Below are 19,532 nucleotides of genomic sequence, written 5' to 3'. Positions count from 1 at the left end.
CCCAGTCACAACAAACGGGTTAGCTTTTTTCATATATAAAAAGAGCGGTTGCACACTGCTCAAGACTCAAAATCGTCTCAGTTAATTGTCGCTCCAATTGTTCTCTTGGCCACTTGGCATCCTTTGCATGTAAATCTTTTTGAATAAGAAGAAGCATCCAAACAGAAAATACGGCAGAGAATAAATGATATTCCTTTAAAAACTGCTCTTCCTCTAGTTCAAATTTAACTTGGGCCATATACGCTTTCAGGATTTGCTCCCGAAACTGAGGTGTAATCCTTTTTGGAAAAAGAGGATGAGACATATCAATGACATGGTATAAATCCCAGTGAGGCGTATTTAAGTGTGTGTGCTCCCAATCCAGGATCATCAATCGCTGATCGACAACTGCAAAATTCCCTACATGCAAATCACCATGGGATAAAACCAAACTCTTGGAAAACTCGAATGTCCCGAGAGTGGTGTACACCTGCTCGATCAATTCACGGTCTAATTGTAAGTTTGGCAATTGCTGCATGAAATCATTCTTCATATGAAGCACATCTGTTACGATGTTCTCCATGCGAGGCTTCAGTCCTGCTGACGGAACATGCGCGAGGTCATCAATCGAGAGAGAGTGCCACCAGGCAACCCACTTCATTAAACCTAAAACACTTTCTTCAGTAAAGGTGTGATGAAGTGTGCCAAGGTCCTCAAGAATCATCCAATTCAACTCTGGCTGCTCGCTGATGGTATGTAGTATAATTTTTGGAAAAATAGCAGGGAATTGGGGGAGGACATTCTCGTGTACCCACACCTCCTGCCCTAATTGACCATTATTTGTCAAAGGTTTAAAAATATAGCTCTCCGTTGGAGATAGATAGAATCTTTCTACAAACCTTCCATTCATCCCTTGATAGACTTGTTCTTTTTTCAAGATTAATTCTTCATTTAACGTACCGTCGGCGCGGACAATATTAGCAGGCAGCTCCATTAACCCACCACCCTGTTCCTCTATTAATAGTTTCATAGATTTGTTTTGGCGAATGTTTCCACTATGAATATAATGTTAATCCAACACTCATGGCAAGTAAATTTGCTTGTCAGTAAAAATTCCTCATTATTTATTCATATGACCCCAAACTCCATTTCAATCCATAATTTTCATAAACTAGGGAGTGTAGATGATTACATATTTTCACCGCATCTGGTCACACTAACAATGGTTCAGTTTACAAAAGGAGGATGAAGCAGATGGATGATAACAAAAGTACACATGAATATGTTGAAGATCTACATGAAAAACAACAAAAAGATGAGAAAAATAAGGAACGTCAAAGCAGGGCACATCAAAGCCAACGGTTGCCAAATAAACAGCACTAATCCGATAAAAGCAAACGGCCAGACCCTCTATTCAGGGTCTGGCCGCTTGGCTCCATCACTTATTCATATTCGCCAAAAACCCGCCAAGCAGGTCCTCGACATCATCTTCTACATCTGGTTTATCTTCAACATCTGGTGGTACTTCTATTGGTTTCGCACTTTCCCAATCAAAATCGCTGAGATCATCATCCATATCACTCAAATCGATGGGTGGGGGTGCTTCTTCTAAAGCAACTGCTGTTTCTTCAAAACCACCAACCTCAAAAGAAGAAATTGGTTGTTTCTCGGGAAATATTTTTTCCTGAAGATATAGGGCTTCCTCAATGTCCAGCGATTGGCTATTTAAAGAGGCAAGTAACGACGTCGCCCGTACAGGGTCCGAAATGAGCTGAAAAAGTATACTTCCCAGCAATGCCTCCGAGTGCTCGTGCTTTAACCAGTCCCGTTGAGCTTTCGTTAATTTATGGGGAAGGGGAATGGTTATGGTTTCTTTTTCTCTGGAATAAGAGTGGCTCACACCCTGCATTACGAATTCAGCAATTTTACTGGAAAAATTCCTTCGCTCGGTTTCTTTTAATTTTTGCAAATGCTTAACAATATGTTCCGGGGTATCAGAGGGGACGCGAAAGGAAATCGCTTGGCCTCTCTTTATTTCATTTGCGGCAGCTTTTTTCATAGCATCACCTTATTAACTTTTTACTGGTGCTTTATCTGTAGCTGCTTTTTGTTTCTCTGATTTTCTTACAAAATCCATAATAAGTTTGTAATACGCATTGGCCATCATCCAAATGCTTTCCTTTTCATCCTCAAAGAAATCGATGTTGTAGCCATCCAAATTGTTATTTAACGTCTTAAGATATTCTTTTAACACATTGGCCCCACCGCCAACGAAATAACAGATTTCCGTTTGGGAATTCCGCTGCCATACATTACGTAATACACGGTATTGTTTTTTTGCTAAATCAAGCAAAATCCGGTCTGTAATGTCATGAACACTCGTCCGGCTTCCTTTCACCATAATATGGTTACGGTCATTTTTCTTCGTGATAATTTCTACAACATCACGGCGACTGTCAAGCTCGACCCCATGCTTTGTTCGAATCTCTTCACGAATGGCTTCTAACGATTCTGAAACACCTAAGTTGAATCCTTGGGCTTTATCATCATCTACATTTCGGTTTTTTATTACTGCAATATCGGTAGATAATCCACCGATATCTTGGATTAAAATGCGCTTATCAAGTAAGTCCTTATTGATAATTTTCCCGCTATTATCCATAACAAGGTTAATGTAAGCAGCAAATCCTTCAGGATAAACCTTTACTTCATCAAATTTTATATTCACCTTTAATCCTTGGTATTTTGGGGTTACGAGAAATTCAACTTGATGAACGGAGCCAATAAGTTTTGAACGGTAACCGGCATCTTTGCCTTCCTTTACCTCGCGTAGGGGGAGACCGGTCCCTAATGTATAGTTTGCATCAATCACATTTTTTGTTTTAGCAAAAGGAGTTCCTTCCTTTACTGCATCTAATGCCAAAGTAGCAAACAACATGACAAGTGTTTGGTCTTCTTCAGATTTACTGCTGCCAGGGTCTAATTCAGTGGCGTTATTACTTTTCGTGGCAAGGTGACCAATACGGTAAATGGCGTTGTTTTCCTTCAGGGCAGGGGAGTGTACCTTAATATGAATTCCATCTAAAGGGTTTTTATTATCGAGTTCTTCTATCCCAATAACAGGGCGATCCTCTGTGTCTCGAGCGATAATGTTTGGAATATTTAATTCGTACTCTAGCTCGCCGAAAAGGGCCTTAATGGAGTCATTTCCCACATCTACTGCAGCGATTCTGGACTTAGTCATACAAACATCATTCCTTTTCATTTAATAGATTTATTCTCAAAATCTAGTTACTTTCTATAAGGCTAAAGGAGATTAATAGATTGTTCAATGATACAGCCAGAAAAGAAATATAAGTGTAAAAAAGTAAACAATATGTAAACTTTGGTAGACTTGTATACTTTTTTGTATACAAGAAAGACATAGTTGTAAACATGCTGATCTAAAGGGAAGTAAACAGGTTTGTAAACATGTAAACATAATTGTAAACAGTTTGTTTACGAAAAGTATACGTGTTTACAAGTCTGTAAACGACGGGGAATTGTTACAAATATTACTTGAAAGCATAATAAAAAAAACCTAAAGCACAGTCGGCTTTAGGTCATAAGTTTATTATTAAAGAAAGAGCATTGCTCTTTACGTTCTAACTACCAGTCTTCGAGTAGTTAGCCATATCTCCACTTACGTATAGGTAATACCATTTATTCTGGTAATTTAACCAACTAGTAACAAATATTTTTCCACTATTTATAAAGGCATAATCTAACCAACTAGGTTTCTGTGATCCAACAGGTTCTTGATTATTCGACTTAGTACTTGTGGAAACTAATTCGGATTTTAAACGGCCATTCTGATTTAAATAACACCATTTTCCTTCGAAATTAATCCACCCAGTTTTCATCGTGCCATCCGTATCTAAAAAATAGCTATTTTCCCCATCACTAACCCATCCGGTTTTCATTACTCCATTGTTATCTAAAAAATAGTTCTTTCCTCCAAGAGCTAACCAACCCGTTTTCATTGCACCTGTATCATCAAGATAGTACCAACTTCCACTTTCAGTAAACCATCCTGTTTTCATCATTCCGTTGTTATCTAAGTAATATTTATTACCATTATCCTCTATCCACCCTGTTTTCATCGCTCCAGTTTGGTCTAAATAGTATTTTTTTTCACTCTCCACTAGCCAACCGGTTTTCATTACCCCATTTTGGTCTAAGTAATATTTCTCTTCCCCGAGAGTTAACCAACCAGTTTGCATCACTCCATTGTTATCTAAGTAGTACTTACTTCCGTCTTTAGATAACCAACCGGTCTTCATGACTCCAGAGTTTTCAAAGAAGTATCTTTTTCCACTAATTGTTTGCCATCCCACTTTTACTGAACCATTAGAATAATAATATTTTTCCCCACCGGCCTGTACCCATCCATTTACATTAACATCACCGCTTGTTGTTCCATTAACACTTACAGTAACACCATATCCATTAGCTTTTGCAATAGAGTCAAAACTATTATTCGAACGTGTGATAATTACCGTTGTATACATCTGTACTTGACCAAAAAGCCATCTTATCTCAGCATTATGCATTCGTACACAGCCAGAACTTGCATATTTCCCAATGGAGCTTTCATTACTATTCCCATGAATTCCATATGTTGTACCATACGTACCTCTTGCTTCTAAACCCATCCAACGATCACCTAGTGGATTACGGGGATCGCCACCTGGGATGTTTTTGGTATAATAAGGTCTATTTTTTATCTTATTAACAATTCGAAATGTCCCTTCAGGTGTATAGGTGCTTACTCTACCTGTAGCAACTTTAAAGGTTTTTACTAATTTACCAGCATTATAAAAGGCAAGGGTATTGGTCTTTTTGTTAATAATAATTAACTGCGTATTCCCACTTGCATCTGTTTGGTTGGCAAGGAAAAAGAAACTAACCAAAAGAACAACAAATATCAAAAATTTTTTCATAGATATCTCCCCAATTACCATTTGTATAGTTATTACTAAAATAACATGGGGGTTTAAAATATATTGTCATAACTTGGTGAAAATTATGTAATATCTTGGAAATTTATACAATTTAATAGTTCATTAACATAAAAAGAGGTTAACCCCGATTAAAGGTCAACCTCTTCTTAATTAATAAAGCCGTTCAACGATGGTTTCGATTTCTTTGCTTGTTGGAAGTCTTGGATTGGTTGCCGTACAGCCGTCCTTCAGTGCTGACCCACTGATAGCGGCCAATGCAGACATCACTTGTTCTTTTTTCAGACCACATGCACGCAAGCTTGCTGGCATTTGAAGCTCTCTTTTTAATTGGTTAATATGCTGAATCAGACTAGTTATGCCAACTCGAACGTTGGCCGCTGGCAGACCAGATACTCTCGCAAGCTGAGCATATTTTTTTGCTGCCGCACTATAGGATTGGTGAGTTAACCCCTGCAGATCCGCATTATATTCGATAACAGGCGTTAGTAAAAGCGCATTCATTCTTCCGTGTGGAATATGAAATTGTGCACCACACACATGGGCAATACTGTGATTGATTCCTAATCCAACCATATTAAAAGCTAATCCAGCTAAACACGAAGCGTGATGAACTTTTTCCCGTGCCTCTAAATCATTACCATCCTTATAGCAGCGCGGTAAATAATCAAAAATTAGCTGGACGGCTTTTTCCGCAAAAGCATCTGAGAAATCATTTGCCTTCGTTGATACATATGCCTCAATGGCATGGGTTAAGACATCCATTCCTGTATCGGCTGTAACCGTTTGAGGTACAGACTTAACAAGAAGGGGATCTAAAATCGCCTCATCTGGTAGTAGAGCATCAGATACGAGCGGATGCTTCACATGATTTACTTCATCCGTAATAACCGAGAAGGACGTTACTTCTGTTCCTGTACCACTTGTTGTCGGAATGGCAATGAATTTCATACCCTTTTGCTGCGGTGATAATCTAATCGCAAAATCCTTCATTGCTTTTGCTGCATCAATAGCTGAACCTCCGCCAATCGCTATTAGAACACTAGGGTTGAACTCCTGAATCACTTTTACTCCTGCTGCCACTGTTTCAATCGGAGGATCTGGTACGATATCACTGAAAATTTGGTACTCATTATCTTTAAGCTGAAGTCGATTGGTCACTTCTGCTGTCATTCCAGACTTTTCAATAAAAGGGTCCGTAACAATAAATATGCGTTCCCCAGTTATTTTGGTAAGTCGATCTAACGCATGTTCCCCAATAAAAATCTTTGTTCGAAAAGAAATCTCTTCCATTCAAATTCTCCTTGGCATATAGTCAAATAGGGTATCACTTACTATGAATCTACTAATTTAACTATACTATTAGGCCTGACCTGACTCAAATGACATTTTCGTGTATACGAGGGCCTCAGTACCAATGGGAAGCTTGAAAATCCAACCATTGTTCGTTATTCTTAAATCTACAATTATCCACTTAAGGGTGTGTCGTACATGCGTATTAATAAGTTTATTAGTGAATCTGGAAAGTCTTCAAGGCGTGGGGCTGATAAATTAATTAGTGAGGGGAGAGTCACCATCAATGGGAAGGTGGCACAAATCGGCAGCCAGGTTGAGCCTGGAGATGATGTACGAATTGATGGGAGTCCTGTTAAGGTCACAAACAATTATGTATATATTGCTTTAAATAAGCCTGTTGGTATTACCAGTACAACCGAACGCCATGTAAAAGGTAATATCGTTGATTTCGTTAATCATCCATTACGGATCTTTCATATTGGGCGACTGGATAAAGAGTCAGAAGGGTTAATCCTGCTTACGAATGATGGCGATATCGTCAACGAGATATTACGGGCAGAAAATAAACATGAGAAAGAGTATATTGTAACTGTGGACAAGCCAATTACCCCTGAATTTTTAAAAAGGATGTCTGAGGGGGTAGAAATTCTAGATACCAAAACACTCCCTTGTAAGGTAACACAGCTATCTAAGTACGTCTTTCAAATTATTTTAACCCAGGGGCTTAACCGCCAAATTCGCCGGATGTGTTCAGCGCTAGGTTACCAAGTGGGTAGACTTCAGCGAACTCGAATCATGAATATCCACTTAGGAAATTTACCTGTAGGGCAATGGCGGGACTTATCTAAAAAAGAACGCGAGCAATTATTCCTGGAGCTAAATTATGAGCCAAAGGAATGGTAACGAGGGGGAGTTTTATAATGGGCCAAACAAAGACAACTATATCAAAAGTAGAAATGATGGATCAATATCTGAAGTCTTTCGGAAAAGACTTCGGCTATGAAGAGGTGCGTCAGATTGTCCATTCGCTGTTTGACATTGATTTAGAGACGAAATTGGTTGTCTTTAAGGAATACTTAGCACCACTATCATTTGATGAAACAAATGCGGATATGACAGTGGCTAGAGTGGCATTAGACTACTACTTAAATCAGTCCAAAAGCGACTTAACAGGAAAAGAGATTCGCAATATCATCAAAAACCTTTTCGGCATCAATTTAGAGGGCATTTCTTCATTAGATGGAGCAAAAATATCAATTTATTCCAAAGAGCAATGGATTACACAACATGAGCATGACCTCTTTGTTGTAGATACACCTCTTGGGGATGCGGAAGTGAGGATTTATCCTACCCCGCATTTCACGGAAAAAACAGGATTAGAACGGGTTCCAACAGAGCTGCAGCAAGCATTGGCGCCACTAGGATATCGTTATGATCCTGATCATAACTGGTGCTATTACTGTAACCTGACAGGGGAATCTGTGGGACACGAATTTAAAGTCGAGACAATAGAAACGATCCGCCAAATCATTCTCGATTTATACAATTACTAATAAAAAAATCATATAGGCACATGCACCTATATGATTTTTTTAATTATTTTCCGAAAGATGATAAAAATTTCACCCGATCACCCATCGGTGGAACATTATTATCGGTCAACGCTATTTCTAGCAGAGCAGGGCCCTTTAAACTCAATATGCTGTTAATGATATTTTGATTTAGGTCTTCCATAGCGGAAACTCTAAAGCTTGGAATATTCATCGCGGCTGCCATTGCACTAATATTGATTGGTTCCTGTTCAAAGGATGGATGGGTCCGTTTAAATTGTAATGAATGTCCGTGATACACCATTCCTAAACGAGCATTATTCATGACGACAAACAATATAGGTAGATTATATTCTTTCGCTGTTAAGATTTCCATCCCATGCATGAAAAAGCAGCCATCCCCGGTAATACATACGACAGGTCGTTCAGGTTCAGCTAGTTTACTTCCGATGGCTGAGCCAATTCCAGTTCCCATAGCTCCAAAGTGAACATTAATATTAAAACTATCCGAATCTATGACTTTCATATAATGAATGACATAGGACATAAATTCACCAATATCAATGGTATATCTTGTAGATGGAGGTAAGCAGTTTTGAAGAGTCAACAAGACATTTTTCGTATTATACTCTTCCATATTCCGAGCACTTTCTTCCTGCTTTTTAACAACACACTTTGGCTCTTTCCTCGATACCTCAAGCATCTTTAATTCTTCTATTAAAAATAGTAGGCTTAAATGGATATCACCTAAAATGGGCAAATCAATGGGGTATTTTCGATTAAATACGGTTTGGTCGAAATCCATTTGTACGGTGAAGCGATTCTTTGTCAGGCTGCCATTATAGTTATTGGTCGCCGTTTCACCTAAGCTTGAGCCAATAATTAATAAAGCTTCGCCATCACCTTCCGTGATTAATTTCGATGCAGCCTCATGTCCGGCAAAACCAAACACTCCTACTAAAAGCGGATGGTCTTCAGGAATGTATCCCTTTGCTTGTGGCGTAGTCACAATCGGCCACTCTAGCATTTCTGCTAACTCTATTAATTGCTCCACAGAATTTCTCATTCCCTGTCCTGCAAAAATATAACCCTTTTCTCTAGCCAGCAGTTCCTTCGCTGCCATTTTTATGAAATCAATCTCCGGAATAATTGGATTTCTCCTAGGTGGATTCGGGATATCATGATCTTGTACTTGTTCGTGTTGAATATCAATTGGTATCGCAATATGGACAGGACCAGGCACACCTGATAATGCTATTTCCGTAGCTATTACTACTTGATTTAGTAACTCACTGGAATCCTTAACCGTTACACTATATTTAGTAACCGAACGGAAAATAGGTTCGGCATCTAGTTCCTGGGAGGCATTTAGTCCTTCCGTGTTTACAGGTACAGCACCCGTAATAAACAACACAGGTAAATGTTCTCTCATGGCATTCGCCGCACCTGTTACTAAATTGGTTCCGCCTGGCCCACTGCAGCCGATAACAACACTTAATTGGTCACTATATTTCGCGTAAGCAGCAGCCATATAAGAGGCCGCTCCTTCATGCTTCGTGACAATTGGTGTAATTTCCGGCATATCATATAGTTCATCAAATAAGGCATTAACTGAACCAGCCGGAATGCCAAAAATATGCTTTACTCCATACCCTTTTAAATATTCTAATACACTACGTGCTGCCTTCATGACAATCCCTCTTTTCACATATCTTTATCTACGGTAGAGAAAAAGTTTTGTATTATTTCCTGAGCTGTTACTGGTCGGCTGAAAAAATAACCTTGCATCAAATGACAATTTCGGGCGGCTAAAAATTCCGCCTGTTCCTTCGTCTCGACACCTTCTGCAATGACATTGAGGCTTAAATTTTGTGCCAGCATAATAATCGTATTGGTGATGGCTGCATCATCATTAGTCATGTCTTGTACAAAGGACTTATCAATTTTCAATGTATTAATTGGAAGGTTCTTCAAATAACCTAATGAAGAATAGCCCGTCCCAAAATCGTCAATGGCAATATTAATACCTAAACCTTTTAATTTCTTCATGGTCTTTAAGGTTAAGTCAGTATTTTTAACAATTAAATTTTCAGTAAGCTCTAGGTGTAAATACTCAGGCGGTAGTCCAACCTTCTTTAAAGCGTTCTTAACAATCGAGAATAAGTTGTTTTGTTCAAACTGTCGTACGGAAAGATTGACAGACATACTGATGAAAGGATATCCTTGGTCATGCCATTCCTTTAACTGTCTGCAAGCCTCCTTCAACACCCATTCGCCAATAGGCACTATTAAACCCGTTTCTTCCGCTAACGGAATAAATTTATCTGGTGCAATCATGCCATGCTCTGGATGATTCCAACGAAGTAAGGCCTCTACTCCTTCCAGCTTTTTCGTTTGAAAATTTATTTGCGGCTGATAATACAATACTAATTCTTTCTGTTCTAACGCCTTATACAAGGCATTCTCGAGTTTAATCGTCTCAAATGTTCGTGTATCCATTCCCTCACTAAAGAAATGATAACTATTACCCGAAATTTCTTTTGATTTATACATTGCTGTATCAGCATTTTTTATCAAAATTTCTGTTGTATCACCATTATCAGGGAATAAACTAATCCCAATGCTTGTTTTAATATAGATTTCATTATCTACTAAGTTAAAAGGCTTTGAAAATGAATCGATGACTCGATTCACTACCTTTAATACCTCATTTTCATTCTTAATATTAGGTAAATAAATCGTAAATTCATCGCCACCCTGCCTTGATACGGTAGCTGTTTTTGGCACACATTTACTCAAACGCCCGGCAACCTCACGCAGCAACAGATCCCCAAAGCTATGACCCAGGGTGTCATTGACAAACTTAAACCGGTCTAAGTCTAAGTAGAGAACGGCTAGTTTTTCTCCATTCATCTGCGCGTAAGTAATCCCTTGATTAAGTCTGTCTTTTAACAGCACTCTATTTGGTAATTCTGTTAAACTATCAAAATAGGCACGGTACTTAATCTCTTCCTCCAATTGTTTCCTTTGAGTAATATCCTTAAAGGTAACTACTTCCCCTACAATTTTGTCACCCTCCTTAATAGGAGTGATTACATATTCAACCGGGAAGCTGGTTTTGTCTTTTCTGATGAACCTATCATCTTTGTAATAATGATCCCAATTTCCATCAAAAGTGGGGGGCACATTATTTTGTCCATTTTGTTCATTACCATTTGAAAAAATACTCGTGGCAGACTTCCCTATTAGATCGCCTTTTGCATCATAGCCTAACATAGAAGCTCCAGCAGGATTACAAAAAGTAATATTTCGCTCAAGGTCTAACCCAAAGATTCCATCACCCGCAGAGTTAAGAATCAATTCCTTTTCACGGCTAAGCTGCTTTAACTCAGTCACAACTTTTTGAAGTTCTTGATTTTTCTCCGTTATTTCTGAAGTTCTCTCCTCAATAATGACTTCTTGTTTCTCCATATATAAGAGGTTCGATAATGTGGAGGCTGTTGCATCAACAATGGATTGAGCCAGCTGTATCTGCGTTTCGGAAAAAGAAAAATGATCCTCACCAAGATTAACAACAGAAATTTGCCCTAACACCTCACCCATTGAAACTAATGGAATCATAAATAGACCCTTCATCCCGAAATTGCGGCAGACATCATGGTTGGGTCTTTCATCTGCATATACATCAGGAATTAAAATGGCCTTTTTCGTTTCAACTACCTCTTGCATAAGCAGATCATTACTTTGGTCAATTTTTATTTTTTCATGGGTCCTAATCCATTCTTCCTCGGTCCAATCACTGTCTTTACTTAATTTCGCCGGACGAATCCTTTTTTCTGCTAATGGATCGAGTAGATGAACACCTATATTGTAATTATCTAATACCTTACCTACATAGGAAAAACACGTATCCAGACTTTCTTGCATGGAAGAACACATCGATAAATCACGTGTTACATCAAGAAGCATTTGCTTTTCCGAAATAAGATTTTCTTTATGTGTTAAGTTGTTGGCATTTTGAATGGCAACAGCAGCCATATTGACGTAAGCTTCAACGGTTTGAATTTCATCCTCTGTTAAATTCATCGGAGTTCCATAATCAAATAAAAAAACCAAGCCAAAAAGCTCTTCTTCGAAAGAGATGGGAAGAACTAATAATGATTTAATTTGAAATCCCTCGACAGCCCTTGGATCAGGTCGATCATCCTTTGAAGTGTCAGGTATATAAATGGCCTTGTTTGTTTCAATTACTTCTTTTGCTAACAAATCATATTCTGTATCAATGATATGCATATCCAATGTCCAGCCATTAATGACCTCTGGCTTTCCTACATATCCTCTGAATTTCCCATCCTCCTGTGGTAAATATATCCCAACAGAATCACATTGAACGATTTCTTCTGAGATGGCGATTGTTACTTGCTCCAATACTTCTCGTAAATCAAGCTTCGTATTAATCATTTCCGTAATATTGGCTAGTCGTGAATATCTTGTCTGCTCCTTTAACATTCAAACACTCCCGGTCATACTATTTCGACAAATTTCCCTATGTTTTTCATTCTACACTAGGTCCCTATCCATTTAATACAGGGATTACATAATTATCATAAAATTCCCTTATTTCCATACTTTTTACCTATTTAATAACCACAAATTCAACATTTTAATTAGTAAGTTAGTACCACAAAAAAAAGAACCCACATGAAAGGGGTTCAGAATAATAATATACTTAAATTTACAACATTTACTTGACCTAACTAATTACCACGAACAACGATAATATCTTTATAGGCCTAACGAAATATATTTTACTTCTAAGTACTCTTCAATCCCATGATGTCCGCCCTCACGACCAAGGCCACTTTGTTTAAATCCACCAAATGGGGCTTGCGGTGTGGATGGTAAACCATCGTTGAGACCAATAATGCCATATTCTAATCCTTCCGCAATCCGAATGGCTTCAGAAATATTTTCTGAGAATACATAAGCCGCCAGACCAAAAATTGAGTTATTAGCACGCAAAATTACTTCTTTTTCATTTGTAAAAGTAGTAACAGGTGCCAACGGACCAAAGGTCTCCTCCGTCATGCAAAGCATATTATCGTTTACATCTGAAAGAACAGTGGGCTCAAAGAAAAGACCGTTTGCTATTTTTCCGCCTGTCTCTAGCTTTGCTCCTTTTTCAACCGCATCATTTACGTGCTTTTCTACTTTTGCAATAGCAGCTTCATCAATAAGTGGACCAATTTCAATCCCCTCATCCAGCCCATTTCCGATTCGTAATTCCTTTACTTTCGCTGTAAACCTTTGTGTGAACTCCTCACGACGATCCTCATGAACATAAATTCTATTCGAGCATACACAGGTTTGCCCTGCGTTACGGAACTTCGCCGCAATCACACCATTTACCGCCTTATCCATATCGGCATTTTTTGTAATGATGACAGGAGCATGTCCACCTAGTTCAAGTGAGATTTTCTTCACTGTTTCAGCCGAGCCGCGCATTAGGAGTTTTCCTACTTCTGTTGATCCTGTAAAAGTAAGCTTACGTACACGGTTATCTTCTAGTAAAACCGCTCCAATTTCCTTTGCATCCCCTGTAATGACATTCATAACTCCCTTTGGAATCCCTGCTTTTTCAGCTAGTTCAGCAAGCTTTAAAGCAGTAAGGGGCGTTTGCTCTGCCGGCTTTACCACAACCGTACAACCGGCTGCCAATGCAGGTGCCACCTTACGGGTAATCATTGCAGCTGGAAAATTCCATGGTGTAATGGCTGCTACCACACCCACCGGTTGCTTTAGTACAAATAAACGCTTATTGCGCTGGGTTGCTGGAATAGTCTCTCCGTAAATTCGTTTACCTTCTTCCGCATACCAGGCAAGAAATCCATTCGCATATTGGACCTCACCAAGCGCTTCCTTTAATGGCTTTCCTTGTTCGATAGTCATCGTTCTCGCAAGTTCCATTTCATTTTCTTTAATGAGTTCATACCAAGCACGAATATAATCACTTCGTTCATAGGCAGACAGTGCTGCCCATTCGGGAAAAGCTTCATTTGCTGCATCAACAGCAAGTGAAGCTTCGTTTTTTCCTCCGAGAGGAACCGTTGCAATAACCTCGTTCGTTGCTGGATTATTTACTTCAATCACTGGAAGCTCATTGCCAATCCATTCACCATTGCAATACATTAAGTATTTTTCCACTTTGATTCATCCCTTTTTTTTTTTGATCATTTCTAAATATAGCTTATTGAATTCGTTGTTTTAATTGTTTGAGAACTGCTTCCTCTATACTTCTCACTAGGTGGCCTTCATTTAATTTTTCATTCTTTTGCTAATTTTAATTACTTCTGTAAAAAGGATAAAAATTCCTCCACTAGAGCAAAAAAATAGAGGAACAAGATCGGTCATCTCACTCCTCTAAATAGCATTCAGTCTAAAATTGCTTTACCGCTAATTAAGGTACCAATTTTTTCACAATTGGAATACGTTGTAAAACTATTGTAATTAACGCACTTAGAACAAAAGTAATTGTAATATTTATTGGAATAACCAATACTTGATGGAAATTAGCGTTAACTTGTGGGAATACCCTCCATAAATAATTATTCAGTAACCAATAATGAACAATATATATTCCTAAACTAGCTTTATTTATCGCTGAAAATACTATTGGTAGAGATAACTTATTAAAATTATATCGAAATAATATAAACAGACCAGCTGAGAAAAGGAATACAGATGGTGAAAAGTACTCATACCAATACTGGCTTAGTTTTCCCCCATTTTCCAATGTGTAATAGTAAGTTAAAAAGAATAATGAAAGCATACCAATACATAATCCAAAATATGAAAGTATTCTCCAAAACTTTTTGATTTCAAAATTGCTAAGCTAATACCCGAGTAGGAAATACCAACATAACCAGTTACATGTTCTAGTTCCAAAGAAAATTTCATACCAATCAAAAAGTTTGACAATCCTGAAATTACTGATGTGTATAACCACAGGATTAAAAAGGATTCTATATGATGCTTTTGAGCATGCTTCACAAACACCCTTAATAGAGAGTAATTAGATATAATCCAATAATCATATAAAAAAACCAAAAGTGATAGGTTATACCATTATTTATAAAAAGCTTTATAGCATTTTTAATTGATAGTGGGAAATAACCACTATATGCTCCGTAGGCATAAAATAAAACTCTCCATCCCACAAAAGGAATTATTACTTTACTCGCACACTTTTTTAAAAAATCCCAATACGACATTTCTCATTGATCTTTCAATAACAGAGCACCACTAATCATAACAAATCCTGGGACAGCCCAACGTGAAACGGTTTCAAAAAAGTTCCCTATAAACCAAGTCGTTTCCCTATCTGGTTGTAGCGTTGTTACATAACCAGCAGCACATACATGAATAATAACCACACAAATCGTCGCGCACACCCGTAGCCAATCCAAATATAATAGTCTATTCATTCATTCATTTATACTCTTCTAACTTTGAATAACTCAATAAATAGTGAAAACTAAAATTAACTATTATAAATTAAAATTTCGATAGCAAAGATTGTAAATAATAACCTTCGGGATTATATCATAAACCGAATCAATTTCATATCGATTTACCGATTTCACTCTGCGAAAGTTGAAAATATAATTATAAAAAATTATCCTGAATGTTTGAATTGCTCAGGATAATTTATTTTAATCATGGTTTGAAAAGGGCCAGTCCCTTAATTGCAGGTAATGATCAAAACCAATTTTTGTGAGATAAATCACAATTCGCTATCATTAATAATGATATCAAATAGAGGCGTTTTGAATAATACTCTATTTTATTTGCAAAAGATCCTCTTGGTTATTACTCAATCGTTTTTTCAAAAATAAATACAGATACAGCCATATCCTCTTCAATCTTTGCATCCGAAAATAAATGGAGCAGCTTTGAACCTACGATTTCCTCCATTCCTTCAGGTATTTTCTGCTTATATATATCCCGAATCATTTCGGTTCGGGCAGTATGAATTACTTTTTTACCCTCTTGAGATTGTGCAATAAATTTTTCTGTTGGAGTTAGAATACCATACATGGTTGTGATAGCCATATTATCCACGAAGTGAGTAAAAACTCGCTCCGGCCCCTTTCCAAAAATCTCTTTCCTCATTTTCCGAACAATATCATTAAACGCTGTTTCCTTTTTCCCCATGCGCTCTCCTCCTAACAACTCGAAACTATATACTACAAAGTCTACAAAAAATTCAACCAAACCTAAATTTGTCTTGTTTTTCTGTTTGAGAGGAGTATAATCAATGCAGTTGGACAAAATTTAGACAAATTTAATGATGGAGTCCTAATAAAACTATTGTTAGAACTCTATTTATTATTACCAATGGAATGATTTATTAGTAGGCAATGCTAATTGATTACTCCACCACAAAATGTCGTCTGAGAGACGATTTCTTGTGGTGGAGTTTTTTGTTTAAAATTTTTTCTCTCTTGCAAGGTATTTTCCAACGTTCGTATTTGCGTCTGAAGAGATTAGGAAAATAAATTATTTATATCAGGAGGTTTTTTAAAAGAATGTCTTGGATCGTCCTTCATTTTATCGGAATTATTTCATATGCAGCAAGCGGGGCTTTTGTGGCCCTTGAAGTAGAATATTCCTTTGTTGGAGTTTACGCATTGGGTTTAACCACAGCCTTTGGGGGAGGGATCATACGAAATTTGATTATCGGTGTCCCGGTATCAGAGCTTTGGGATCATTCCACCATTTTAACGGTTTTACTGACGCTGACAGTCATCGTATTATTACCGCTAAAGTGGATTAATCATTGGAAGCGGTGGAGTTTATTCTTTGATTCCATTGGTCTTGCTTCCTTCGCTCTTCAAGGAGCAATGTCAGCCCAAGAGAATTTTTCTAATGATTTGGGTGTAATGGTCTTGGCGTCGATGTTTACCGGCGTTGGAGGGGGGATGATTCGTGACATCATTGCGGCCCGAAAACCCCTTGCTTTAAAGGAAGAAATTCATGCAATTTTAACGATTTTATGTGCCATATGTATTTGGCTGGGTTGGAGCACCCCCATTCAGTTGACGCTGATTGTCCTTATTGTTATAGCTTTACGCATGTCTGCTATTCGCTATCAGTGGCGGCTCCATCTGCCCTGCAATCATAAAAAGGGTAGTAAAACACAGATACGGATTTCTTTAGGTAGGAAATCCATAGAAAAGCCAATCTATGAAAAAAGCAAATAAAGATTTAAAAACCATAAAAAAATTAGGCCCCGTAGTCATCCTACGGGGCTATAATAACGTACTAAAGAAGATTTATCCGACTACATTTTTTTACTTAATAACCTCACTTACTTATGATATGGTTCAAGAAAATTAATGTAAAAAACTGCCTCTATTTATGATAAGGTTCATCCAAATTTATTGGTAATATATATGAACATACTTAAAATTCTATTATTATGTATAATATTACTATGGAAAAATAAGTTATCTATTATGGAGATCGTATTATGACAAAAAATGAATCTACCAATTTCGTGTTGCATGCAAAAAGTGAACAGTTTTACTGGGAAGGAAATGGTCAACTGTCCATTAAAACATTCTTTAATGGTAAAGCCCATTATAAAACTAACAAAGGCTTTTTTGCTGTTGAAGAGAGTAGATACCTACTCCTCAATGAAGGTGCATACACAATTTCAATTGATGAACCTAAAGTTGTAGAATCCTTTTGTCTTTTCTTTAAAGATGGGTTTGCAGAAGAAGTCCTTCATTCCTTAAAAGAAACAAATGATCGTCTTCTAAGCGATCCGTTTAAGGATACAAGTTCTATTGGCTTTTTTGAAAAAACCTATCATAAAAATAGTATTTTATCTTCTCAACTAGAAAATTTCAAGCAGATATTACCTAGTCTAGATATTGATTCCGTTGGTTATGAGGAACAATTTCATAAGATAATGTATTCCATTTTAAATGAACACTTAAATACATATACAGAAATAGAATCATTACATGCAATTCGCAATTCTACACGTGAAGAATTATATAGAAGAGTAAGTATAGCACACGATTATATTAGATCTTATTTTAATCAACCAATAAAACTAGAAGAAGTTGCTAAAGTTGCTTGTTTATCACCTAACCATTTATTAAGAACTTACAATCAAATATACGGTAGATCACCCCATCAGCATATTTCAGAATTTAGAATACAAAAAGCAAAGCAACTATTATCAAAAGTAGATAAAAATATGACTGATATAACCTTTGAACTTGGATTTCAAAACCCTGTGTCCTTTAGTAAAATGTTTAAACAGCATGTTGGTATATCTCCTATAGAATATCGAAAAAAGGTGATATTGGATAAGAAAAATTAGAGGAAATTATTTATGCTTATCTTGAATAGATATTTGAAAGGAGAAATGTTTTATGGAAACAACAATGGTTCAAAAGGTTGGACAGATTGGTGTACCTGTCAAAGACTTGAATAGAGCATTAGATTTTTATAAAGAGAAATTAGGTCTCTCCCTTTTATTTAACACTGATAGTATGGCTTTCTTTGAATGTGATGGGTTGCGACTAATGTTATCACTACCAGAAAAAGATGAATTCGCTCATTCAAGTTCAGTTATTTATTTTCAAGTAACTAATATTAATGATACTTATGAGCGCTTAGTAGGTAAAGAAGTTATCTTTATTGATGAACCACATGCTGTAGCGAAAATGGGACAAACAGAAACATGGATGGTATTTTTTAAAGATACAGAAGATAATACTCATGCATTTATGAGTGAAGTACAAGTTTAAGAAAACCAAAAGGAGACCGTTTAAATAACCAACGGTCTCCTTCTTCAATTTAAATTAGCCTTTTTAAGAAATCTTTATCCAGAGTTACTTCCACTCTCTGCTTTACCACTATTTGTGATACGGTTCATTCCGATTAATACGAAAAGCTCGGTAGATCTGTTCCACCAATATCAATCGCATAAGCTGATGCGGGAAGGTCATCCGGGAAAAGGATAGCTGCTCGTTCGACCTTTTCAACACTTCCTCACTTAACCCTAACGATCCACCAATCACAAAAGCAATCTTGCTTTTTCCGTACGTCGCTAATTTATCTAATGTATCCGCAAGCTCTTCCGATGATTGCAATTTCCCTTGGATTGCTAAAGCAATCACATATGTATCTGCACTGATTTTAGCAAGAATTCTTTCTCCCTCTTTTTGCTTAACCTGCTTCATCTCTAGCTCACTTAATTCCTCTGGTGCTTTTTCATCAGCCACTTCGACTACTTCTATCTTCGCATAGGCAGACAATCGCTTTACATATTCCTCAATCCCAAGTTTCAAATATTTTTCTTTTAATTTACCAACCGTAATGATCGAGATATTCACAATCCACAACCCTTTTATTTATATTACAAACAGTTTACAAACAACATATCCACAGAAGTTATCCACATATCCACATTTTTTGTCCACATATTGTATGGAATCACTTGTTCGCTACCATATATACAGCTGTATTTTGGCAGTATTCACAACTTGTTGATAAGTTATCCACATCAATTTTTGTTAATACCGGAAAAGTTTCGTATTCGTCCACAACTGTATCTAGAGCAACATCTACATGTTCCTCACAGCAATAAATCATTTCTCTTCACCTTCCTAAACCGAATCAATCTATT

General features: G+C 37.2%; 17 protein-coding genes and 1 pseudogene. 6 read left to right on the top strand and 12 right to left on the bottom strand.

Annotation, left to right across the window (positions count from 1 at the left end; translation table 11 throughout):
- Positions 1-19: 19 nt before the first annotated feature.
- A complete protein-coding gene (locus AA0X95_RS02640) occupies positions 20-973 on the bottom strand; it encodes a phosphotransferase (protein WP_413305023.1) in 954 nt (317 codons plus the stop codon).
- Between the two features lie 260 nt (positions 974-1,233).
- Between AA0X95_RS02640 and AA0X95_RS02635 the strand changes: the two genes are divergently transcribed.
- Positions 1,234-1,362, top strand: a complete 129-nt coding sequence (locus AA0X95_RS02635; RefSeq protein ID WP_413305021.1) for a DUF4023 domain-containing protein — start codon at positions 1,234-1,236, stop codon at positions 1,360-1,362.
- Positions 1,363-1,417: 55 nt separating this feature from the next.
- Here the strand turns inward: AA0X95_RS02635 and AA0X95_RS02630 are convergent, their stop codons facing one another.
- The 4 genes from AA0X95_RS02630 to AA0X95_RS02615 form a co-directional block, all read right to left on the bottom strand.
- Entirely contained in the window at positions 1,418-2,038 is a 621-nt protein-coding gene (locus tag AA0X95_RS02630; RefSeq protein ID WP_413305019.1) for a hypothetical protein, read from the bottom strand.
- 12 nt (positions 2,039-2,050) lie between these two features.
- On the bottom strand, positions 2,051-3,223 hold the full coding sequence (locus tag AA0X95_RS02625) for a hypothetical protein (protein WP_413305017.1): 1,173 nt from the start codon (positions 3,221-3,223) through the stop codon (positions 2,051-2,053).
- Between the two features lie 400 nt (positions 3,224-3,623).
- Positions 3,624-4,961, bottom strand: coding sequence for a L,D-transpeptidase family protein (locus AA0X95_RS02620; protein WP_413305014.1), 1,338 nt, complete (start codon positions 4,959-4,961; stop codon positions 3,624-3,626).
- A 171-nt stretch (positions 4,962-5,132) separates the two neighbouring features.
- The gene (locus AA0X95_RS02615) at positions 5,133-6,272 is read right to left on the bottom strand and encodes a 1-propanol dehydrogenase PduQ (RefSeq protein WP_413305011.1); all 1,140 of its coding nucleotides are present in this window, start codon (positions 6,270-6,272) and stop codon (positions 5,133-5,135) included.
- Positions 6,273-6,470: 198 nt separating this feature from the next.
- On the opposite strand from AA0X95_RS02615, the gene rluF reads away from it, so the two are divergent.
- Together rluF and AA0X95_RS02605 are read left to right on the top strand one after the other, a co-directional pair.
- On the top strand, positions 6,471-7,178 hold the full coding sequence (gene rluF, locus AA0X95_RS02610) for a 23S rRNA pseudouridine(2604) synthase RluF (RefSeq protein ID WP_413305009.1): 708 nt from the start codon (positions 6,471-6,473) through the stop codon (positions 7,176-7,178).
- A gap of 17 nt (positions 7,179-7,195) precedes the next feature.
- A complete protein-coding gene (locus AA0X95_RS02605; protein WP_413305006.1) occupies positions 7,196-7,828 on the top strand; it encodes a hypothetical protein in 633 nt (210 codons plus the stop codon).
- 43 nt (positions 7,829-7,871) lie between these two features.
- On the opposite strand, the gene AA0X95_RS02600 is transcribed toward AA0X95_RS02605, so the two are convergent.
- From AA0X95_RS02600 to AA0X95_RS02580, 5 genes and pseudogenes are all read right to left on the bottom strand, one after another.
- Positions 7,872-9,515: a thiamine pyrophosphate-binding protein gene (locus tag AA0X95_RS02600; protein ID WP_413305004.1), complete on the bottom strand. Its 1,644-nt coding sequence runs from the start codon at positions 9,513-9,515 to the stop codon at positions 7,872-7,874.
- A gap of 14 nt (positions 9,516-9,529) precedes the next feature.
- Positions 9,530-12,334: an EAL domain-containing protein gene (locus AA0X95_RS02595; RefSeq protein ID WP_413305001.1), complete on the bottom strand. Its 2,805-nt coding sequence runs from the start codon at positions 12,332-12,334 to the stop codon at positions 9,530-9,532.
- A gap of 276 nt (positions 12,335-12,610) precedes the next feature.
- Positions 12,611-14,029 (bottom strand): NAD-dependent succinate-semialdehyde dehydrogenase, encoded by a 1,419-nt coding sequence (locus tag AA0X95_RS02590; RefSeq protein WP_413304998.1) that lies wholly within the window; start codon positions 14,027-14,029, stop codon positions 12,611-12,613.
- A 253-nt stretch (positions 14,030-14,282) separates the two neighbouring features.
- A pseudogene (locus AA0X95_RS02585) lies at positions 14,283-15,309 on the bottom strand (acyltransferase).
- A gap of 385 nt (positions 15,310-15,694) precedes the next feature.
- A complete protein-coding gene (locus AA0X95_RS02580; protein ID WP_413304995.1) occupies positions 15,695-16,039 on the bottom strand; it encodes a DUF2294 domain-containing protein in 345 nt (114 codons plus the stop codon).
- A 374-nt stretch (positions 16,040-16,413) separates the two neighbouring features.
- On the opposite strand from AA0X95_RS02580, the gene AA0X95_RS02575 reads away from it, so the two are divergent.
- From AA0X95_RS02575 to AA0X95_RS02565, 3 genes are all read left to right on the top strand, one after another.
- Positions 16,414-17,088 (top strand): trimeric intracellular cation channel family protein, encoded by a 675-nt coding sequence (locus tag AA0X95_RS02575; RefSeq protein WP_413304993.1) that lies wholly within the window; start codon positions 16,414-16,416, stop codon positions 17,086-17,088.
- Between the two features lie 269 nt (positions 17,089-17,357).
- Entirely contained in the window at positions 17,358-18,221 is an 864-nt protein-coding gene (locus AA0X95_RS02570; RefSeq protein ID WP_413304990.1) for a helix-turn-helix domain-containing protein, read from the top strand.
- Between the two features lie 52 nt (positions 18,222-18,273).
- Positions 18,274-18,651, top strand: coding sequence for a VOC family protein (locus AA0X95_RS02565; RefSeq protein ID WP_413304987.1), 378 nt, complete (start codon positions 18,274-18,276; stop codon positions 18,649-18,651).
- A gap of 108 nt (positions 18,652-18,759) precedes the next feature.
- On the opposite strand, the gene rlmH is transcribed toward AA0X95_RS02565, so the two are convergent.
- Entirely contained in the window at positions 18,760-19,239 is a 480-nt protein-coding gene (rlmH, locus tag AA0X95_RS02560) for a 23S rRNA (pseudouridine(1915)-N(3))-methyltransferase RlmH (RefSeq protein WP_413304984.1), read from the bottom strand.
- Positions 19,240-19,339: 100 nt separating this feature from the next.
- Positions 19,340-19,498, bottom strand: a complete 159-nt coding sequence (locus AA0X95_RS02555; RefSeq protein WP_309857273.1) for a CxxH/CxxC protein — start codon at positions 19,496-19,498, stop codon at positions 19,340-19,342.
- Positions 19,499-19,532: the final 34 nt, after the last annotated feature.

The sequence above is a fragment of the Neobacillus phoenicis genome, from assembly GCF_047302305.1.
In the GTDB taxonomy this organism is placed as follows: domain Bacteria; phylum Bacillota; class Bacilli; order Bacillales; family Cytobacillaceae; genus Neobacillus.
Note: the sequence above shows the minus strand (reverse complement) of the source record. Positions and strands in the feature narration are given on the sequence as shown.